At 39.2% G+C, this 17,243-nt stretch carries 19 protein-coding genes and 1 pseudogene; 9 read left to right on the forward strand and 11 right to left on the reverse strand.

All coding sequences use genetic code 11. From position 1 onward, the window contains the following. The first annotated feature begins 15 nt into the window (after window positions 1–15). On the forward strand, window positions 16–783 hold the full coding sequence (locus EAL49_RS00160; RefSeq protein ID WP_120828054.1) for a hypothetical protein: 768 nt from the start codon (window positions 16–18) through the stop codon (window positions 781–783). Here the strand turns inward: EAL49_RS00160 and EAL49_RS00165 are convergent. Next, complete coding sequence (locus EAL49_RS00165; protein ID WP_120828056.1) at window positions 780–1,643, reverse strand: menaquinone biosynthesis family protein; 864 nt, start codon at window positions 1,641–1,643, stop codon at window positions 780–782. The two genes, EAL49_RS00160 and EAL49_RS00165, sit on opposite strands and share 4 nt — an antisense overlap. Window positions 1,644–1,740: 97 nt before the next feature. Between EAL49_RS00165 and recA the strand changes: the two genes are divergently transcribed. From recA to EAL49_RS00195, 6 genes are read left to right on the forward strand one after another with little or no spacing between them, the layout of a single operon-like run. Then, window positions 1,741–2,784, forward strand: a complete 1,044-nt coding sequence (gene recA / locus EAL49_RS00170; RefSeq protein ID WP_000952098.1) for a recombinase RecA — start codon at window positions 1,741–1,743, stop codon at window positions 2,782–2,784. Window positions 2,785–2,794: 10 nt separating this feature from the next. Beyond that, on the forward strand, window positions 2,795–4,075 hold the full coding sequence (gene eno, locus EAL49_RS00175; protein WP_120828057.1) for a phosphopyruvate hydratase: 1,281 nt from the start codon (window positions 2,795–2,797) through the stop codon (window positions 4,073–4,075). Beyond that, the gene (locus tag EAL49_RS00180; RefSeq protein WP_001273469.1) at window positions 4,068–4,343 is read left to right on the forward strand and encodes a hypothetical protein; all 276 of its coding nucleotides are present in this window, start codon (window positions 4,068–4,070) and stop codon (window positions 4,341–4,343) included. The genes eno and EAL49_RS00180 overlap by 8 nt, the downstream gene beginning before the upstream one ends. 15 nt (window positions 4,344–4,358) lie before the next feature. Then, entirely contained in the window at window positions 4,359–4,952 is a 594-nt protein-coding gene (locus tag EAL49_RS00185) for an AMIN domain-containing protein (protein ID WP_162973054.1), read from the forward strand. Between the two features lie 4 nt (window positions 4,953–4,956). Beyond that, complete coding sequence (locus EAL49_RS00190; RefSeq protein ID WP_120828061.1) at window positions 4,957–5,445, forward strand: shikimate kinase; 489 nt, start codon at window positions 4,957–4,959, stop codon at window positions 5,443–5,445. Window positions 5,446–5,466: 21 nt separating this feature from the next. Then, window positions 5,467–6,423 carry a PDC sensor domain-containing protein gene (locus EAL49_RS00195; protein ID WP_000952282.1) on the forward strand — a complete coding sequence of 319 codons (957 nt, stop codon included), beginning with the start codon at window positions 5,467–5,469 and terminating at the stop codon, window positions 6,421–6,423. Here EAL49_RS00195 and rfaJ read toward each other — a convergent pair. Further along, on the reverse strand, window positions 6,420–7,538 hold the full coding sequence (gene rfaJ, locus EAL49_RS00200) for an HP0159 family lipopolysaccharide 1,6-glucosyltransferase (protein WP_120828063.1): 1,119 nt from the start codon (window positions 7,536–7,538) through the stop codon (window positions 6,420–6,422). The genes EAL49_RS00195 and rfaJ overlap by 4 nt on opposite strands. Before the next feature lie 150 nt (window positions 7,539–7,688). Here rfaJ and EAL49_RS00205 point away from each other — a divergent pair, with 150 nt between their 5' ends. Both EAL49_RS00205 and EAL49_RS08535 read left to right on the forward strand, forming a co-directional pair. Continuing rightward, window positions 7,689–8,603 carry a tetratricopeptide repeat protein gene (locus tag EAL49_RS00205; RefSeq protein WP_120828065.1) on the forward strand — a complete coding sequence of 305 codons (915 nt, stop codon included), beginning with the start codon at window positions 7,689–7,691 and terminating at the stop codon, window positions 8,601–8,603. Window positions 8,604–8,712: 109 nt separating this feature from the next. After that, window positions 8,713–8,915: pseudogene (locus EAL49_RS08535) on the forward strand (hypothetical protein). A gap of 388 nt (window positions 8,916–9,303) precedes the next feature. Here the strand turns inward: EAL49_RS08535 and EAL49_RS00215 are convergent. The 9 genes from EAL49_RS00215 to prfB form a co-directional block, all read right to left on the reverse strand. Next, window positions 9,304–10,026 carry a YebC/PmpR family DNA-binding transcriptional regulator gene (locus tag EAL49_RS00215; protein WP_120828067.1) on the reverse strand — a complete coding sequence of 241 codons (723 nt, stop codon included), beginning with the start codon at window positions 10,024–10,026 and terminating at the stop codon, window positions 9,304–9,306. Then, on the reverse strand, window positions 10,027–10,998 hold the full coding sequence (hemB, locus tag EAL49_RS00220) for a porphobilinogen synthase (protein WP_120828068.1): 972 nt from the start codon (window positions 10,996–10,998) through the stop codon (window positions 10,027–10,029). Further along, window positions 10,983–12,350: an acid-sensing histidine kinase ArsS gene (gene arsS, locus EAL49_RS00225; RefSeq protein WP_120828070.1), complete on the reverse strand. Its 1,368-nt coding sequence runs from the start codon at window positions 12,348–12,350 to the stop codon at window positions 10,983–10,985. The genes hemB and arsS overlap by 16 nt, the downstream gene beginning before the upstream one ends. A gap of 23 nt (window positions 12,351–12,373) precedes the next feature. Continuing rightward, window positions 12,374–13,051, reverse strand: coding sequence for an acid response regulator transcription factor ArsR (arsR, locus tag EAL49_RS00230; protein ID WP_000573727.1), 678 nt, complete (start codon window positions 13,049–13,051; stop codon window positions 12,374–12,376). Window positions 13,052–13,285: 234 nt separating this feature from the next. Then, the gene (locus EAL49_RS00235; RefSeq protein ID WP_162973055.1) at window positions 13,286–13,765 is read right to left on the reverse strand and encodes a CiaD-like domain-containing protein; all 480 of its coding nucleotides are present in this window, start codon (window positions 13,763–13,765) and stop codon (window positions 13,286–13,288) included. Beyond that, window positions 13,756–14,019, reverse strand: coding sequence for a tetratricopeptide repeat protein (locus EAL49_RS00240; RefSeq protein WP_120828074.1), 264 nt, complete (start codon window positions 14,017–14,019; stop codon window positions 13,756–13,758). The genes EAL49_RS00235 and EAL49_RS00240 overlap by 10 nt, the downstream gene beginning before the upstream one ends. Window positions 14,020–14,065: 46 nt before the next feature. Next, on the reverse strand, window positions 14,066–15,334 hold the full coding sequence (locus EAL49_RS00245; RefSeq protein ID WP_120828076.1) for a peptidase U32 family protein: 1,269 nt from the start codon (window positions 15,332–15,334) through the stop codon (window positions 14,066–14,068). Window positions 15,335–15,336: 2 nt separating this feature from the next. Beyond that, a complete protein-coding gene (gene cheZ / locus EAL49_RS00250; protein ID WP_120828078.1) occupies window positions 15,337–16,056 on the reverse strand; it encodes a protein phosphatase CheZ in 720 nt (239 codons plus the stop codon). A 69-nt stretch (window positions 16,057–16,125) separates the two neighbouring features. Further along, complete coding sequence (gene prfB / locus EAL49_RS00255; protein ID WP_078260297.1) at window positions 16,126–17,217, reverse strand: peptide chain release factor 2; 1,092 nt, start codon at window positions 17,215–17,217, stop codon at window positions 16,126–16,128. Window positions 17,218–17,243 lie beyond the last annotated feature (26 nt).

A 17,243-nucleotide genomic window follows, 5' to 3' on the forward strand; every position in this document is an offset into this window, starting at 1 on the left:
GGGTATAATAAGGCTATGGGTTTTTTAAAAGTTTTTAAACATGACGCCTTGGGGCAATTAGGGAATGTTGTTGTGGGGAATTTTTTAATAACGCTCACTATTTTAGCGGTTTGTTTTTCCTCTCAAAGTGCTGAAGAAACGACCATGCTCACCCTAAGCTACACGCTCTTTTTTGTCTTAGGGGCGTTTTTACTGATTGCAATCAGTGTGGGAGCGATCAAAAACCTCAACGCGCTTTTTTCTAAAAGGGGGGTTTTAAGCTTTTCTTTACCCGTTAGTTTAGAATCTTTATTGCTCCCTAAAATCTTGCTCCCCATGGTGTTTTTTATCTTCAGTTTGTTCTGGTTTGTAGCGAGCGTGCGTTTGGGCTATTCTCTTTTTAACGCGCAATCCAGCGTGTTGTTTATCTTGCACACCGCTTTAAAAACCTTCGTGTTAAAACCCACTAAAACCCTAGGTATCGTGCTGTTTTTAGGGCTTGTTTTAATGAAATTTTTATTTGTTTTGAGTGTTTTAAACGCTGCTAGGATCAAAAAAGCGCGTTTTTTACTAGGGGGGCTGTTATTCATTTTGGTGGGGGTTGTTTTGGAATTAGCGTTTAATTCGTTACTGCCCTTAATGAGTTCTAGTTTAAGCATCAATGAGGGATTTTATTATTTCTTGCAACAACAAGAATTGCAAGAAAAACAATACTACCTTTTATGGGGGGTGGATTTTTTAAAAATCCTTTTATTGTATGGAATGAGTCGTTACTTGCTTATGCATAAATTAGAATTGGATTAAGAAAAGCGGTATTTTAAATATTCATCAGTGAGCAAGCAGTCTTTAGTCTTTAACAAACTGGCATAAAACCCATGCTGATAGCCCAATTCAAAAAGCTTGTCTATGGCGAGAATTTGAACCTCACTTAAGCGCGTTGAAGTTTCATTCGCATACAAGCTTAAATAAGTTTGTAAGCGCTCTTTATTGACACGAATGAGCGAGCGCTCTAACAGCATGTCAGAGAGCAAATTTTGGTGTTTTAGCGCGGCTTCAACCGCTTTAATCAAAGCCTTTTTAATCAAAATCGCGCGATACAAAGGGATGGATCGCCTAATCGCCATGCCCCCTAAAGGCAGGGGCAAATCCACTTTAATGAGTTCTTTCCAAACATCCCACAATTCTTTTTCCACTTCTAATTCATCATGGAAATCCAAGATATTTTCATGAATGAGTACGCCTGCATGCACTTTTTCTTCCAAAACCGCTTTTTCAATGTCTAAAAAATTCATGTAAGCGATGCGCGCATGTTTGTAATAGATCTTAAACAAGAGGGCGTTGGTGGTGTGCTCCCCACTGAGTGCGACTCTAAAATCTTTTTTCAATTTCACGCCCTTTTTTTTCACTAATTTAGGCCCATAGCCATTCCCAAAGCTTGTCGCTGTAGGGAGCAAGGCGTAGTCGTTCGCAATTTTAGGGTATAGCCCAAAGCTGATTGCGCTCACATCATAAGTGTTTTTTAGGGCCTCTTGGTTTAGGGTTTCAATATCAAGGGCAATGTTGTGGAATGTTTTATTTTTAATGGGGCAATCTATCCAGCCAAACTTAATCGCATAATACATGAAAATATCATCAGCATCAGGGCTATGAGCGACACTAATCAAAGTAAAATCCTTTTGTGATGGGGTAAGTCCTTTTATTATAATAGATTTTAGGCTAGGATTTGATAGAATAAACAAATCAAATTCAATAAGGTGATTTATGGCAATAGATGAAGACAAACAAAAAGCGATTTCTTTAGCGATCAAACAAATTGATAAGGTTTTTGGCAAGGGGGCGTTGGTGCGCCTTGGGGATAAGCAAGTAGAAAAGATTGACGCTATTTCTACAGGCTCGTTAGGGTTGGATCTGGCTTTAGGGATTGGGGGCGTTCCAAAGGGTAGGATCATTGAGATTTATGGGCCAGAGTCAAGCGGGAAGACCACTTTAAGCTTGCATATTATTGCAGAATGCCAAAAAAATGGCGGCGTGTGTGCGTTTATTGACGCTGAGCATGCCCTAGATGTGCATTATGCTAAGAGATTGGGCGTGGATACGGAAAATCTACTCGTTTCCCAACCTGATACAGGCGAGCAAGCTTTAGAGATTTTAGAAACGATCACTAGAAGCGGAGGGATTGATTTAGTGGTGGTGGATTCCGTAGCGGCTCTTACGCCTAAAGCGGAGATTGATGGGGATATGGGCGATCAGCATGTGGGCTTGCAAGCAAGACTTATGAGCCATGCGTTAAGGAAAATCACCGGTGTCTTGCACAAAATGAACACTACTCTCATTTTTATCAATCAAATCAGGATGAAGATTGGCATGATGGGTTATGGGAGTCCAGAGACCACGACCGGAGGTAATGCTTTAAAATTCTATGCGAGCGTTAGGATTGATATTAGAAGAATCGCCGCTTTAAAACAAAACGAACAGCATATCGGCAACAGGGCTAAAGCCAAAGTGGTTAAAAACAAAGTCGCTCCGCCTTTTAGGGAAGCGGAATTTGACATCATGTTTGGGGAAGGGATTTCTAAAGAGGGCGAGATCATTGATTATGGCGTGAAATTAGACATTGTGGATAAGAGCGGTGCATGGCTTAGCTATCAGGATAAAAAGCTAGGGCAAGGCCGAGAAAACGCTAAAGCTTTATTGAAAGAAGATAAAGCCCTAGCGAATGAAATCACTCTTAAAATTAAAGAGAGTATTGGCTCTAATGAAGAGATCATGCCTTTACCCGATGAGCCTTTAGAAGAAATGGAATAAAAGGACTTTGATGCTAACGATTAAAGACATTTATGCTTTAGAAGTGATGGATAGTAGGGGCAATCCTACCATTCAAGTCAGCGTGATTTTAAGCGATAACACCAAAGCGAGCGCGATTGTGCCTAGTGGGGCGAGCACCGGTAAAAGAGAAGCGTTAGAATTAAGAGACAATGACAAAACCCGTTTTCTGGGTAAGGGGGTTTTAAGGGCATGCGAAAATGTCAATACGGTGATCAAACACCATTTAATAGGGCTTGAAGCGATCAATCAAGCCTTTGTGGATGAGAGGTTGAAGGCTTTAGACGGGACGCCTAATTACGCTAATTTAGGGGCGAACGCTGTTTTGGGCGTTTCTATGGCGTTAGCAAGGGCTAGCGCGAAGGCTTTAAATCTGCCATTATACCGCTATTTAGGGGGGGCTAACGCTCTGACTTTGCCTGTGCCGATGCTCAATATCATCAACGGCGGAACGCATGCGAATAATTCCATAGACTTTCAAGAATACATGATCATGCCTTTAGGGTTTGAGAGTTTTAAAGAAGCCTTAAGAGCGAGTGCGGAAGTCTATCACACGCTTAAAAAACTTTTAGAAGCAAAGAATCAGCTCACAAGCGTGGGCGATGAGGGGGGTTTTGCGCCTAATTTTAACAACAATGTAGAACCCCTTGAAGCCATTTCTCAAGCCATTGAAGAAGCCGGCTATAAATTAGGCGAAGAAATAGCGCTCGCTTTAGATGTAGCGAGCAGCGAATTGGTGGATGAAAATTTCAATTACCATTTAAAGGGTGAAAATAAGATTCTAGATTCGCATGAATTAGTGGTTTATTATAAAGAATTGGTGGCAAAATACCCGATTGTATCCATTGAAGATGGTTTGAGCGAAGACGATTGGGAGGGTTGGGCGTTTTTAAGCAAGGAATTAGGGCGTCAAATCCAGTTAGTGGGCGATGATTTGTTTGTAACGAACGCAAGTCTCTTGCAAAAAGGCATTGAAAAAAACATTGCGAACGCCATTTTGATCAAACCCAATCAAATCGGCACCATTAGTGAGACTTTAGAGACCATAAGATTAGCCAAACACCATGCCTATCAGTGCGTGATGAGCCATAGAAGCGGGGAGAGTGAAGACAGCTTTATCGCTGATTTTGCAGTCGCATTGAATACGGGAGAAATCAAAACCGGATCCACCGCAAGGAGTGAAAGGATCGCTAAATACAACCGCCTTTTAGAGATTGAACATGAATTAAAAGGGGGGATTTATATCGGTAAAGAGTTGTTTAAGCATGGCTAATGGCCTTTTTGAAAACGATGGAATCAAAGACAACAAAGCACGAGATTTTTTCTATAGCCATAGCTCCCTTATTGTCTTTTTCCTTTTACTGCTTGGGTTTGGGTATTATTTAGGGAAGTTGCTTTTTGGGGGTTCTTCTTTAGAGGTCTATTTGGATTTGAGAGACAAGCATGAACGATTGCAACAAGAAATCACCGAATTGCAAAGCAAGAATGTGCGCTTGCAAAAGCGTTTGTTTGAGTTGAAGGAATTACGGCCTAGAGATTAGATTTAAGGAATGATTGTGTTAAAAAAGATGATAGGTTTGGTGGTTTTAAGCGTTTTATTAGCCAGAGACAACCCTTTTGAGCCTGAAATCAATTCCAAGAATTTGCAAGGGGGCTTTAATGGGATCTATGATAGCTATTTTAAAGAAATCCATGTGGATTTGCCCACGAGCGCTAGGATTTTAAAACAAATCACGCTCACTTATCAGGATATTGATGGCTCTATCCATTCTAAAGTCGTGGGCATTGATAAAAGCATTGATTGGCATTATCCCTTAAAGCTCTCCCAACACACCCTTGATCAAGCCGCCTTTGAAAAACGCTACCAGATCCAAGATTTTGATTTTTTAATGGCAAACAACACGATGATTTTACGATCCCCTTATAAGATTTTGCGCTCTTTTGTGCTAGTCAATCCTTATAGAATCGTGCTAGACACGCAAAAAGGCCCTTTGGATATTTATCAAAATAGGGATTTAAACCAGAAGTTTTTTTCTCAAATTAAAGTCGGCACGCACAAAGATTATTACCGCATCACGCTCATTTTAGACGGGAAATACCGCTATCTTTTGGAAGAAAAAAACGGGGCGTATGAATTAAAATTGAAATAAAAGCATGCAACATTTAGTCTTAATCGGTTTTATGGGGAGCGGTAAAAGCTCTTTAGCACAAGAATTGGGGCTTGCTTTGAAATTGGAAGTGTTGGATACGGATATGATCATTAGCGAGAGGGTGGGCTTGAGCGTGAGAGAAATTTTTGAAGAGCTTGGCGAAGACAATTTCAGGATGTTTGAAAAAAATTTGATTGATGAATTAAAAACGCTCAAAACCCCCCATGTTATTTCTACCGGTGGAGGCATTGTGGTGCATGATAACCTTAAGGGTTTAGGCGCAACTTTTTATCTCAAAATTGATTTTGAGACCTTGATTAAGCGTTTGAATCAAAAAGAAAGGGAAAAACGCCCCCTTTTGAATGATCTTATTCAAGCCAAAGAGCTTTTTGAAAAACGCCAAGCCCTCTATGAAAAAAACGCTTCCTTTATCATTGATGCAAGGGGTGGTTTAAAAAATTCTTTAAAACAAGTGCTACAATTCATCGCATAAATTTTTTTTAAAGGCCTTTTGATGTTAAGTAGAGACATTGTCCAGTATTCCAAGATCCGCACCGAGCTATACGCTTATCTTACCTATTTGTTTTCGCACAATATCCGCAACCATCTCCCTGAAATCACTTTGGATTATTTAAACAAACAGATCAGAAAAATGCACGCTGAAATCAAAATGGCAAAAAGTTTTTTTGTGTTAGACGCTAAGGGCATGCTAATTCTTAAGCCAAGCCAACTTAAAGAGCAGGGGCATAAGGAAGGGATATTAGAGCATGATTTAACAGAAGGGATTGAATTAGAATCGCATGCCAGCTTTAGCGATAAGTATTATTTTTATCAAGCCGTGAGTGAAAAGCGTTGCATTTTAACCGATCCTTACCCTTCTAAAAAAGGAAACCATTTGGTAGTGAGTGCGTCTTACCCGGTGTATGATCAAAATAACGATTTGGCGTTTGTGGTGTGCTTGCAAATCCCTTTGAGGGTGGCGATTGAAATCAGCTCGCCTTCAAAGTATTTCAGGACCTTTAGCGAAGGGAGCATGGTCATGTATTTTATGATTTCTATCATGCTCACTTTAGTGTCGTTGCTCTTATTTGTGAAATGCATTTCTAGCTTTTGGACAGCGATTGTTAATTTTAGCAGTTTTGACATTAAAGAAGTGTTCCACCCCATTGTGCTTTTAACCCTAGCCTTAGCCACCTTTGATCTGGTCAAGGCGATTTTTGAAGAGGAAGTTTTGGGTAAAAATAGCGGGGATAACCACCATGCGATCCACCGCACGATGATCAGGTTTTTAGGCTCTATCATTATCGCATTAGCCATTGAAGCGTTAATGCTCGTGTTTAAATTCAGCGTGAGCGAACCGGATAAAATCACTTATGCGGTGTATTTGGCTATCGGCGTGGCAGTGCTTTTGATCAGTTTAGCGATTTATGTTAAATTCGCTTATAGCGTGTTGCCCAAACGAGAACGCTAAGAGTTTAAAAACCTTTCTTTTAAGCGTTTGAAAATCCTATTCAATCTAAAAAAAACATATTCTAAAAGGGTTTTTTTATTGAGTAGGGGGACAAGAAATTCAAAGGTTTTTTGTTTGTCTTTAAGGCTTAAACATTCTGTCATTTGCTTAAGGAATTTCACGGAATATTCAGCGTAAAAAGGGGTTTTTAAAAGAGTCTCATGCCATTCTTTAGAATATAAAGCAGTGGGTAAAACCCAAGGTTTTCCTACAAAATAAAAATGCAGCATGACGATTTCTTTTTTGTCAGGGATGAAGCGTTTTTGATTGGCCATGAAAGGGTGGGTGTTATAAATATAGGGTAAGATTAAAACTTTTTGATAGCATGCGAGCGTTAAAAGATCCTGTTCAGGGTAAAACACGCATTGGCCTTTTTGATGGGTTAAATTGAGTAAGCGTTCTTCTAAATGATCAGCACGCCACAGCTTTAAATTCACGACTAAAAACCCGGCGTTATAATTGCTTTCATAGATGATTTGCATATCGCTTTCATTAAGGTAATGCTCATAAAGGGAAAAGGCTTGACGAGGGTCTTTTTCTCGCGCTATTTGAAAATGTTTAGGGCTTTTATCGGAAGCAAAATCTTTAGCCGCTCCAAAATAATAGCCATCTAGTGGGATGAAAAAGCTCTCGCTCGCATCGTTTAAAAACAAAGTGTCTGCATCAAACATGATGATTTTGTCGTATTGCGGGAATAAAGAAGCCAAAAACAAGCGGCACATGACCATTTTAGAAAAGCGAGTCTTAGCGTAAATATTGAGTTGCAAAAAAGCTTCATGGATTTTATCAATCACAGAGGGTTCTATTGAAGTGGTGTAAAGATTAGGGGTTGAAATGTCTAAAAAATCCACGCTCGCAAAAGCGCTAAAGGGGGCTAGAGTTTCTTCCAATTTGCGCTGGTTTTCAAGGCTTAAGTTATCCACTAGGCAGTGGATTTTATAAAAAAGTTTTTCACTATCATTTTGCGATTGGGGATTTTTTAATTTAGCGCAAGCCAGCATGGAATACAAGCTCACGCCAGCTGGAATGGCATAATGATTGTCAAAAGCGATGACAATAGGAATAATAATACTCATTTTAAGTGGTTTTCCTAAAATAGGTTTTTAATTGAATTTAATCCAAAGTTGAATTTATTTTTTTGAATATTATACTATAATAACCAATTAGATTGGGGTTTTACTGATTTTTCTTTGTGTGAGCTTTGGCTTAGTTTTGTAAGGAATGAGATGATAAAGAGTTGGACTAAAAAGTGGTTTTTTATTTTGTTTTTAATGGCAGGCTGTCTTAGTCATTTGGTGGCTCAAACCGGTGAGAAATATTTTAAGATGGCCAATCAAGCCCTTAAGAAAGGGAATTACCATAAAGCGGTGGCGTTTTATAAGAGGAGCTGTAACTTGAGAGTGGGGGTGAGTTGCACGAGTTTAGGCTCTATGTATGAAGATGGCGATGGCGTGGATCAAAATACCACAAAAGCCGTTTTTTATTACAGAAGAGGGTGTAATTTAAGGGATCACCTCAGCTGTGCGAGTTTAGGCTCTATGTATGAAGATGGCGATGGCGTGCAAAAAGACCTTTCCAAGGCTACCTACTATTATAGGAGAGGGTGCCACTTGAAAGGGGGGGTGAGTTGCGGGAGCTTAGGATTTATGTATTTTAATGGCACGGGCGTTAAGCAAAATTATGCCAAAGCCCTTTCTCTTTCTAAATACGCTTGCAGTTTGAATTACGGGATTAGTTGTAACTTTGTAGGGTATATGTATAGGAACGCCAAAGGTGTGGAACAGGATTTGAAAAAAGCCCTTGCGAATTTTAAAAGAGGGTGCCATTTGAAAGATGGGGCGAGTTGCGTAAGTTTGGGATACATGTATGAAGCCGGTATGAATGTTAGCCAAAATGAAGAGCAGGCTATGCCTTTCTATAAAAAGGGTTGTTCTTTTAAAGAGGGGAGTGGCTGTCATAATGTGGCGGTGATGTATTACACGGGTAAGGGCGCTCCAAAGGATTTAGAAAAAGCCACTTTATATTATAAGAAAGGGTGTGCTTTAGGCTTTAGCGGTAGTTGTAAAATATTAGAAGTGATTGGCAAGAAGTCTGATGGTTTGCAAGATGATGCACAAAACGACATGCAAAACGACATGTAAGGTGGTGTGCAACAAGCCTTAAAAAAGCTTAAAAACAGCCCTTAAAACTCATCTTATAGAAATCTTTCTATTTTCTTGTTATTCAAATAGGGATTAATCTTCTCTATTGATGAAAATTGAGAATGCAATAAAAATCTGCAAATCTAGGGTTTGGATTTGTTCTCATATTGATAATAAAATACTCAAAGGCCTTTTAAAATAAACATAAAAGAGCTTGCACTAGACACAAGCGATAATTTTTTAAAGCGCTTCTTTAGGGGGTTTAATGGGGTTAAAGGGGGTGTTATTTCAAAATCCCCCTATCCGCTTTAAAAAATAACTCCACCACAAAACAAAAATTAACTATAAAAAAGCTTAAAAACAAGTTTTTTAAAAAAGAATATTGAATAAAGCTATCCATATTTGAACAAAACAAAAACCTTTATTCAATCAAAATTAAGGTTAAAATCCAATAAAAAGGAGTTTTATAACTCTTTATAGGATTTTACAAGCTTATAGCAACAAAATTTTTTGTTGGTTTCATTGGTGAAGCACCCAAACGCTAAAGCGATTGGGCTTCCTAGGCTGATGTTGGGGGAAAGTTTGGTTCTCACTCTGTGTCCCTAATCATAGGGATTTTACAGAGTTTGATCTCCAACGCATTCCCTTATTGGGATGAATGCTTGGGTGGTTTAAAAAATCCTTTGATCCTTTTTGCATTTCACTCAATATTCGTATAAAGCGCGACCACATCATCATCGTCTTCAATCCTATCCAGTAATTTTTCGGTAAGCTCCATTTGTTCGTCATTCAATTCAATGGGCGTTGTGGCGATGCGTTGCAAACCCGCTTTTAAAATGGGTAATCTCAAGCTTTCAAACCCCTCATTTAAGAGCTTGAAGCTGTTATAATCCCCTCTAATAATAATTTTATCCTCCACTTCTTCTAATTCTTCCAAGCCATAATCAATGAGGGCGAACTCTAAATCTTCTAGGCTGAGTTTTAAATTTTCCACTTCATTTTTCAAGCATTCAAACACGCTTTTTCGGTTGAACATAAACTCTAAAGAGCCATTAGGCACGATGCTCGCCCCTTGCGTTTTATTGAAATAGCTTTTAAGGTTGGCAATGGTTCTTGTGGGGTTATCAGTCATGCATTCCATGATGATTAGCACGCCAAAATTCGCCTTACCCTCATAAGTGATTTCACTCAAATTCCCCTCTTTACTGCTCGCTCTTTTAATCGCCGCATCAATGTTGTCTTTGGGCATGTTTTGCGCTTTAGCGTTTAAAATCGCTGTTCGTAGCTTGGCGTTCGTGTCCGGATCGCCCCCGCCATCTTTTGCCGCCAGAGTGATCGCTTTGGCGAGTTTGGGGAAAACCTTACTCATCTTATCCCATCGTTTTTCTTTAGCCGCTCTTCTGTATTCAAACGCTCGTCCCATTCAATTCCTTTGTAATAAGTTAGCCACTTCTTTAGCATGATAGCTAATAATCATATCCGCTCCCGCTCTTTTAAAACAAGTCATCGTTTCTAACAGCACGCTTTCATAATTGATCAGGTTGTGTTTTTGTGCGAGTTTGAGCATGGCGTATTCCCCACTCACGTTATAGATCGCTAAAGGGAGCAAAGTGTGATCTCTAATCTCTTTAACAATATCCAAATACGCTAAAGCCGGCTTCACCATTAAAATATCCGCACCCTGTTTTTCATCTTCTAAACTTTCTAAAAGCGCTTCTTTTTGGTTAGCGTAATCCATTTGATAGCTTTTGCGATCGCCAAAACTCGGCGCAGAATTGGCCACATCTCTAAAAGGCCCATAATAACTGCTCGCAAATTTAGTGGAATAACTCATGATGGGCGTGTAAAAATACCCGGCCTTATCCAGCGCGTTTCTCAAGCTTAAAACATTCCCATCCATCATGTTGCTTGGGGCTAAAATATCCACACCGCTTTCGGCTAAAATAAGCCCTTGAAGGTTTAAAATCTCTAGCGTTTTATCGTTGGAAACAGAATCATTTTCTAAAATCCCGCAATGCCCATGGTCAGTGTATTCACAAAAACACAAATCCGCTATAACGATCAAATCCTTAAATCGTTTTTTAATCTCTTTGGTGGCTTTTGCGACAATGTGATTTTTATTTAATGCATGGCTTCCTGTGGCGTCCTTATGTTTAGGGATACCAAACAATAAAACGGCTTTTATACCAAGCTCCACTAATTCTTCGCACTCTTTTAAAAGAGGCTCGATACTCATTTGATACACGCCAGGCATGGAGCTGATTTCGTTTTTAATATAACTATCGCTTTCTATGACAAATAAGGGAGCGATGAAATCATTAATATTTAAACGCGTTTCTCTTAACATCGCTCTTAAATTTTCGCTGCTTCGTAATCTTCTCAATCGTTTGAACATGTTCTCTCTTTTTGTTTTTCTTTAACCCCACAATTGGCTTTTCCTGTTCCCTTCATTCCGCTCATCTCTCTCAAATTTTCGGGGGGGGGGGGTAGCTCTTCATTATCCTCTTCTAAATCGTAAAAACTATTAAAAACGCAATCATGGATAGTGAAACAGATTCTTCCATTGCTATAATGATAGCTCAAATTCAATCCCATAGCCTCTAAAGCGTTTTTAATGATATACATGCCTAACCCAAAACCATGGGCTTGGCTGGGGTTAGAAGATTTAAAATAAGGTTGCAAATACTTTTCAAAATCTTCTTTTAAAGGTTTGCTTTTATTAGACACCACTAAATTATTCCCTACGAAATCCAAAAACACCTGTTTGTCATCGCTGTATTTGATCGCATTGTCTATCATGTTTTTTAACGCTATAGAAAACAACTCAAAATCCGCTTCAATAATGTAATGCGAAGAGGACACATGGATAGGGCTTTCTTTATCCATATCAATCAAAAGCATTTTTTCAATCTTATCGATCAAATCGCTCATTAAAAATTTTTCTTTATTGCTCCCGTAGTTTTTGGAAGCGAGCTGTTCAATGCGGGCAAATTGTTCAATCAGCATGTTCAAGTGATCAAAAATAGAAATGAAGCGTTTTTGTGGCAATTCTTCTTTGAGCATAGAGCTTAGTATTTTGCCTTTAGTGATAGGGGTGCGCAATTCATGCATGATAGAGCGCAAGAATAAGATCCGAGATTCATTCATTGCATTGATTTTTTGGATGCAATTGTCAAATTCATTAGCCAAATCCCCTATTTCATCTTTTTGTTTACTCTTGCAACTCACGCTTTTATCCCCTTGAGCGAAGCGATTGACTTGAGAGCGCAACTCCCTTAAGGGCAACAAACTTTGAAAAACAAACAAAAAGAGGAATAAAATCAACAACAAACCCACTGTGATAGCCAAGAAGTAATTCCTGTAAGAAACCGAATGCAAATCTTTATAAAGCACAAAATGCTCATTCTTTTTTAAAAGGATAAAAACCATGTCGCTGAATTTAAACACTTCCGCATACCCAATATTTCTGTGGTGCAACTGGTGGCGTCTTTTGGCCAAAACCTTTTCTAAATTTTCTATCGTGGTTTCTCTAAAACCAATTTTATAGAGGTAATCTTCCACAGCTGTATAGTCAGAGTAATTGTTTAAAATTTCATTGATAGTGGTAACAAACTGGTAATGGCGCATTTCGTTTTGATAGTTTTCATGACTGATTTGAGAAGACACGAAATAGTAAGCGAACGCTCCAAAACTAAAGAGCGTTATCATAAACAAAGCGACAACTTTAAAAAAGATAGAGAAACGCAAAACCCCTTAACTCCTCATTAGAATCAGTATTCTAATTTATAGCCAATCCCTCTAACAGAGATGATATATTGTGGTTGCTTAGGGTTTTTTTCAATTTTAGATCGCAAACGGCCAATAATCACATCAATGCTTTTATTAGAGCTTTCAGGGTTGATGCTCTCGCTCTCAATTGCAATGCTTTCACGGCTAAACACATAACCTTTTTTGCTAATGAGGAGCGAAAGGATTTCGTATTCAGCCCTGGTTAAGTCTAGCTTTTTTTCATGCATATACACTTCTCGGCTATCCTTATCCACTCTAAAGATATTCACATCGCTTGGCTCACTCACTTCTTCTTTTTTATGAGAACGCCTGAGCAAGGATTGGATACGAGCTAATAATTCCTTAGGATCATAAGGTTTAGGGAGGTAATCATCAGCCCCATAATCTAGCGCTTTAATCTTATCTTCCACATCGCTTCTTGCTGAAGAAATAATAATAGGGATATGTTTTTGTTTGGAAACGCGTCTGCACACTTCAAGCCCGTCTAAATTGGGCAAAGTCAAATCCAACAACAACAAATCATAATTTTGTGTGTTAGCCGCACTAATGCCGGTGTATGGCTCATCGTAATTGGTTACATGAATGCCATGCTGGAGCAAAAACTCGCTCAAAAACTCGGCTAATTCTATATCATCTTCTATCATTAAAACTTCTATCATATTTCAACTAACTCCTTCAATAATTTTTATAACTTTAAAGAGGATTAACTCTGTTAATGTTTTAAGGGACTAATTCTAGCATTTTATTACTAAAGATACCTTAAAGATGCCTTAAAAATAAAAATTCAAAACATTATCATAGTTATTAACGGGATTTAAGGCTTTGTTTTCATGGAATACTGAAAATTAAAGTCTTATTTTTTAATGTTTTTAAAAGATTCCTTTGCTCATTTTTCACTCTGTGTTTTCTCGCTCCAAAGATTCTAATCGTTTTTCAAGCACGCTCAATTGGTATTGCAAGAAACGCACCACTAAATCCAACCGCTTCAGCGCGTCTTTTTCTTCTAAAGCCTGCATGCCTTTCAATAACACTAAGGTCCTTTCTAGTAAGTTTTTTAAAAAAACCCTCTCGTTTGAAATTAACACTTGCGTGGGGGTTTCTTGCGCGATTTCTTCTGTAATGATTTCTTGTGCTTCTTCTTTTTTTTCTTCTGTATTTTCTTCTGTGATTTTCTCTTGCGTTTCTATTTTAGCAGCGTTTTTTGGCTCCGTGTTACTCATTGGGGGTGTTTCAGCGTTTTTGGTGTTTTGCAAATAGGGGGGTGTTTTGAAAAAAGAGGGCGTTTTTTGCGCCGTATTAAAACCATCATCAATAGTTTTAGCCATTTTTTCAATTTCATTAAGAGTTTCTGAAATAATGTTTTTCAATTCCATTCTACCAGCCATTTTTCTAAATTCTCAACGCTCAAACAATCCCCTTTGATAAAATTCAAATAGTGCCGCTCTAGTATTGCGTCGTGTTTGAAAGGAGCACCATTTTTTTGGATTTTTTCCAAACGCTTCATTTGTTTTAACGCCTCTGCATGGTCAGGGGTTTTGTTTAAAATATGAGTATAAATTTGCAACGCTTCTTCAAAAAACCCTTGTTCTTCATAAATACGAGCGAGCGTGATAGTTTCTAAGGGCATGCGTTTCTCTTAATCGTTTTTAATCCCTAATCTCTAAACGCCATTTTTAGACTCTAGCTTGGGTGCGCAAAAAACTAAAAGCCGGTAAAGGTGCAGGCAATCGCACTAAATTCACATTCCCGCTATGGATAGTTTCTAACTCGGTGTTATTTTCTAAAAGGATTTTATACAGCACTAAATAAGAGCGTTTTTCAAAGGTATAAATTTTGCCAATTTCATTGACTATGGGCGTGATAGCCGCATTTTTGGGAGCGATGATTTCATAAGCTATGTTAGTGGTGGTGGTGAATTTGCATGCAAAAAAACGCCCGTCTTCTGTGATTTCGCCATTGACTTGAAAATCCCCTTCGCTAATGGCTGTTTGGTGGTTTTGAGTGTCTAGCCTTTCAAAAGGCCTTCGCATCAAATAGCCGTCCGTAAAACCCCTGTTTTTAAGCGTGTTCAATTCGCTAGCATAAAAACTCGGCTTTAAGGTGTTATGGTAAAAATCATCAACCGCTAAACGATAGATGCGCGTGGTTTGCGCGGCGTAGTAACTGGACTTGGTGCGCCCTTCAATCTTAAGCGCGCTAATGGCGTTGGAGCTTAAAATTTCAGCGATATGATTAGAGAGGTTCAAATCTTTAGCGTTAAAAATATGAGTGCCTACGCCTTCTTCTTCAACCAACCTCATCATCACGCCGTTATCAGGGTTTTTCACGTAATATTCATAATCAAACCGGCAATCATTCGCGCAACTCCCTCTATTAGGCACGCGCCCCTTTTGTAAAGCCGAAATCAAGCAACGCCCTGAAAAGGCAAAGCACATGCTCCCATGCACAAAGATTTCTAATTCTAAATCGGGCAAGGCTTTTTTAATCTCAATCGCATCATTCAGGCTCAATTCCCTAGCGCACACAATGCGTTTAACCCCTAAATCATAAAACACTTGCGCATCGAGCAAATTTAAGACATTCGCTTGCGTGGATAAATGGACAGGAACATGTGGGGCGATTTTTAAAGCGAGTTTCACCACACCAGGCGCAGCGATAATGAAAGCGTCTGGCTCTAATTCTGCCATTTTATAAATATGCTCTTCTAAAAGTTTGAGCTGTGAATTGAAAGGGAAACCATTGATCGTGGCATAGACCTTTCTATCCAGCGCATGGGCGTAGTCAATCCCTTCTTTAAAGGTCTCTAAAGTGAATTCTTTACTGGCGCGATTGCGTAAAGAAAAATGGCTCACCCCCCCATAAACCGCATCAGCCCCATAGTTGAGAGCGATTTTAAGTTTTTTTAAATTACCGGCTGGAGAGAGTAATTCAACTTGGTTCAAAACTACTTGGCTCCAAAAGAAGCGATCAAGGCTTCAATATCATCAGCACTGGCTAAATCTTTATCGTCATCGCCGGTGATAAAAATCGCTGAACTCACGCGCTTAGAATCATCAATTTTGCCTTCAAAAAGCGAATTCATGTATTGGCTGAGCGCTCGCATGACATTGACCACGCGTTCAATTTTTTGGCGATGGATATCTTGAAACTGCATAATATCCATCGCTTGCATGGAGCTATCAGAGCAATTAGTGGCCTCTTCTTCAATGCTTTTAAGGGCGTTTAAGATTTCTTGTTGCTCGTTGAGCGCGGTTTTAAAAGATTCAACATGGGGGAAATGCGCATGCAAATTGTCAAAAATTTCTTGGTGTTTTTGCAAAGGTTCTTGGATCTTTTTAACCATTTTAGCGATCTTTTCAGCACTAGATCCGATCAAATCCAATTGATCAAAAATTTGCGTGGCTTTCACTTCAGAATCTCTTGTAACATCATCTAATTGATGCACGACTTTATGCTCTTCAGTGGGGGGAGGGGGAGGCCATTCATTGGGGCTAATCTTGCCGTATTTTTCAGCGTCTTCTTTTTTGACGATCATTTTTTGGCTAGAGCTTTCTTTGGATTCTTTAACCTCTTCTTTCTCTTTAGTTGGCTCTTTAGCCTCTAGGGCTTCTAAATTTTCTAAATCGCCACCATTCATCAAAGCGTCTAATTCTTCTTGTGTCATTGTTGTTCCTTGCCAATTGGTTTTAAAAAGCGTTTTTAACCATAATTCCTAGCTGTCATTTTAGCGCACTTAAGCTTTAGCAATCAAAACGCCCTCTAAAATCGCATCAATATCGCCATCTAGTATCGCTTCCACATTGCTATAAGCAATATTGGAGCGCGCGTCTTTGACTTGCTGGTAGGGGGCTAGGACATAGCTTCTTATTTGATGCCCCCAACCAATCTCGCTTTTTTCTTCATTTTTGGTGTTGCTTTGCTGCTTTTCTAATTCCAATTCATAAAGCTTGGATTTAAGCATTTTTAACGCGCTCGCTTTGTTTTTATGCTGGCTCCTGTCGTTTTGGCATTGCACCACAATGCCGGTAGGGAAATGCGTGATCCTGACCGCGCTTTCTGTTTTATTGACATGCTGACCGCCTGCCCCACTGGCTCTGTAATAATCATAACGGACATCTTTTTCATCAATTTCTATATCAATATCATCGTCTAATTCAGGGCTAATTTGCACGCTCGCAAAACTCGTGTGCCGTTTGGCGTTCGCATCAAAGGGCGAAATCCTTACAAGCCTATGCACCCCATTTTCATTTTTCAAATAGCCATAAGCGTTTTCGCCCTTAATGATAAAAGCGACCCCTTTAATGCCCGCTTCTTCGCCATCTTGATAATCTAAAATCTCGCTTTTAAAGCCTCTTCTTTCTGCCCACCTCAAATACATGCGATACAAAATACTCGCCCAATCCTGGCTTTCAGTCCCCCCCGCTCCAGGCTGAATGGTGATAATAGCGTTTGAGGCGTCGTTTTCACCGCTTAACATGATTTCAATTTCTACTTTTTGGACGCTGTGTTCTAAAGTAGGAGCCTCTTCATAGAGCAAGGATAAAGTAGTCTCATCGTTATCGTTTTGAGCGAGTTCAAACAATTCTACGCTTTCATCTAGAGAATTTTTCGTTTTTTGATAGGTTTCTAGTAAGCGGTTTAGGCGCACTTTTTCTTTATTGGTGTCTCTAGCCTTTAAGACATCTTGCCAAAAATTAGGATCTTCTTGCTCTTTTTCAATGCGTTCTAATTCTTGTTTGATCTTTTCAGGCTTGATGATTAAAGCGATATTATCGCATTTGTTTTGCAAGCTTTTTAACAATTCGCTATAGGTGTAGTTATCCACAAACAGAACCTTTATGAGTGGGGTTT

Source organism: Helicobacter pylori (assembly GCF_003637665.1).
Lineage (GTDB): Bacteria > Campylobacterota > Campylobacteria > Campylobacterales > Helicobacteraceae > Helicobacter > Helicobacter pylori_CK.

What these genes read in the sequence shown, in the direction of transcription:
- arsR (WP_000573727.1), bottom strand. Translation starts at nt 13,051, where the DNA reads ATGATAGAAGTTTTAATGATAGAAGATGATATAGAATTAGCCGAGTTT.
- recA (WP_000952098.1), top strand. Translation starts at nt 1,741, where the DNA reads ATGGCAATAGATGAAGACAAACAAAAAGCGATTTCTTTAGCGATCAAA.
- EAL49_RS00190 (WP_120828061.1), top strand. Translation starts at nt 4,957, where the DNA reads ATGCAACATTTAGTCTTAATCGGTTTTATGGGGAGCGGTAAAAGCTCT.
- cheZ (WP_120828078.1), bottom strand. Translation starts at nt 16,056, where the DNA reads ATGACACAAGAAGAATTAGACGCTTTGATGAATGGTGGCGATTTAGAA.
- EAL49_RS00160 (WP_120828054.1), top strand. Translation starts at nt 16, where the DNA reads ATGGGTTTTTTAAAAGTTTTTAAACATGACGCCTTGGGGCAATTAGGG.
- rfaJ (WP_120828063.1), bottom strand. Translation starts at nt 7,538, where the DNA reads ATGAGTATTATTATTCCTATTGTCATCGCTTTTGACAATCATTATGCC.
- EAL49_RS00180 (WP_001273469.1), top strand. Translation starts at nt 4,068, where the DNA reads ATGGCTAATGGCCTTTTTGAAAACGATGGAATCAAAGACAACAAAGCA.
- EAL49_RS00240 (WP_120828074.1), bottom strand. Translation starts at nt 14,019, where the DNA reads ATGCCCTTAGAAACTATCACGCTCGCTCGTATTTATGAAGAACAAGGG.
- EAL49_RS00205 (WP_120828065.1), top strand. Translation starts at nt 7,689, where the DNA reads ATGATAAAGAGTTGGACTAAAAAGTGGTTTTTTATTTTGTTTTTAATG.
- eno (WP_120828057.1), top strand. Translation starts at nt 2,795, where the DNA reads ATGCTAACGATTAAAGACATTTATGCTTTAGAAGTGATGGATAGTAGG.
- EAL49_RS00195 (WP_000952282.1), top strand. Translation starts at nt 5,467, where the DNA reads ATGTTAAGTAGAGACATTGTCCAGTATTCCAAGATCCGCACCGAGCTA.
- hemB (WP_120828068.1), bottom strand. Translation starts at nt 10,998, where the DNA reads ATGTTCAAACGATTGAGAAGATTACGAAGCAGCGAAAATTTAAGAGCG.
- EAL49_RS00235 (WP_162973055.1), bottom strand. Translation starts at nt 13,765, where the DNA reads ATGGAATTGAAAAACATTATTTCAGAAACTCTTAATGAAATTGAAAAA.
- EAL49_RS00215 (WP_120828067.1), bottom strand. Translation starts at nt 10,026, where the DNA reads ATGGGACGAGCGTTTGAATACAGAAGAGCGGCTAAAGAAAAACGATGG.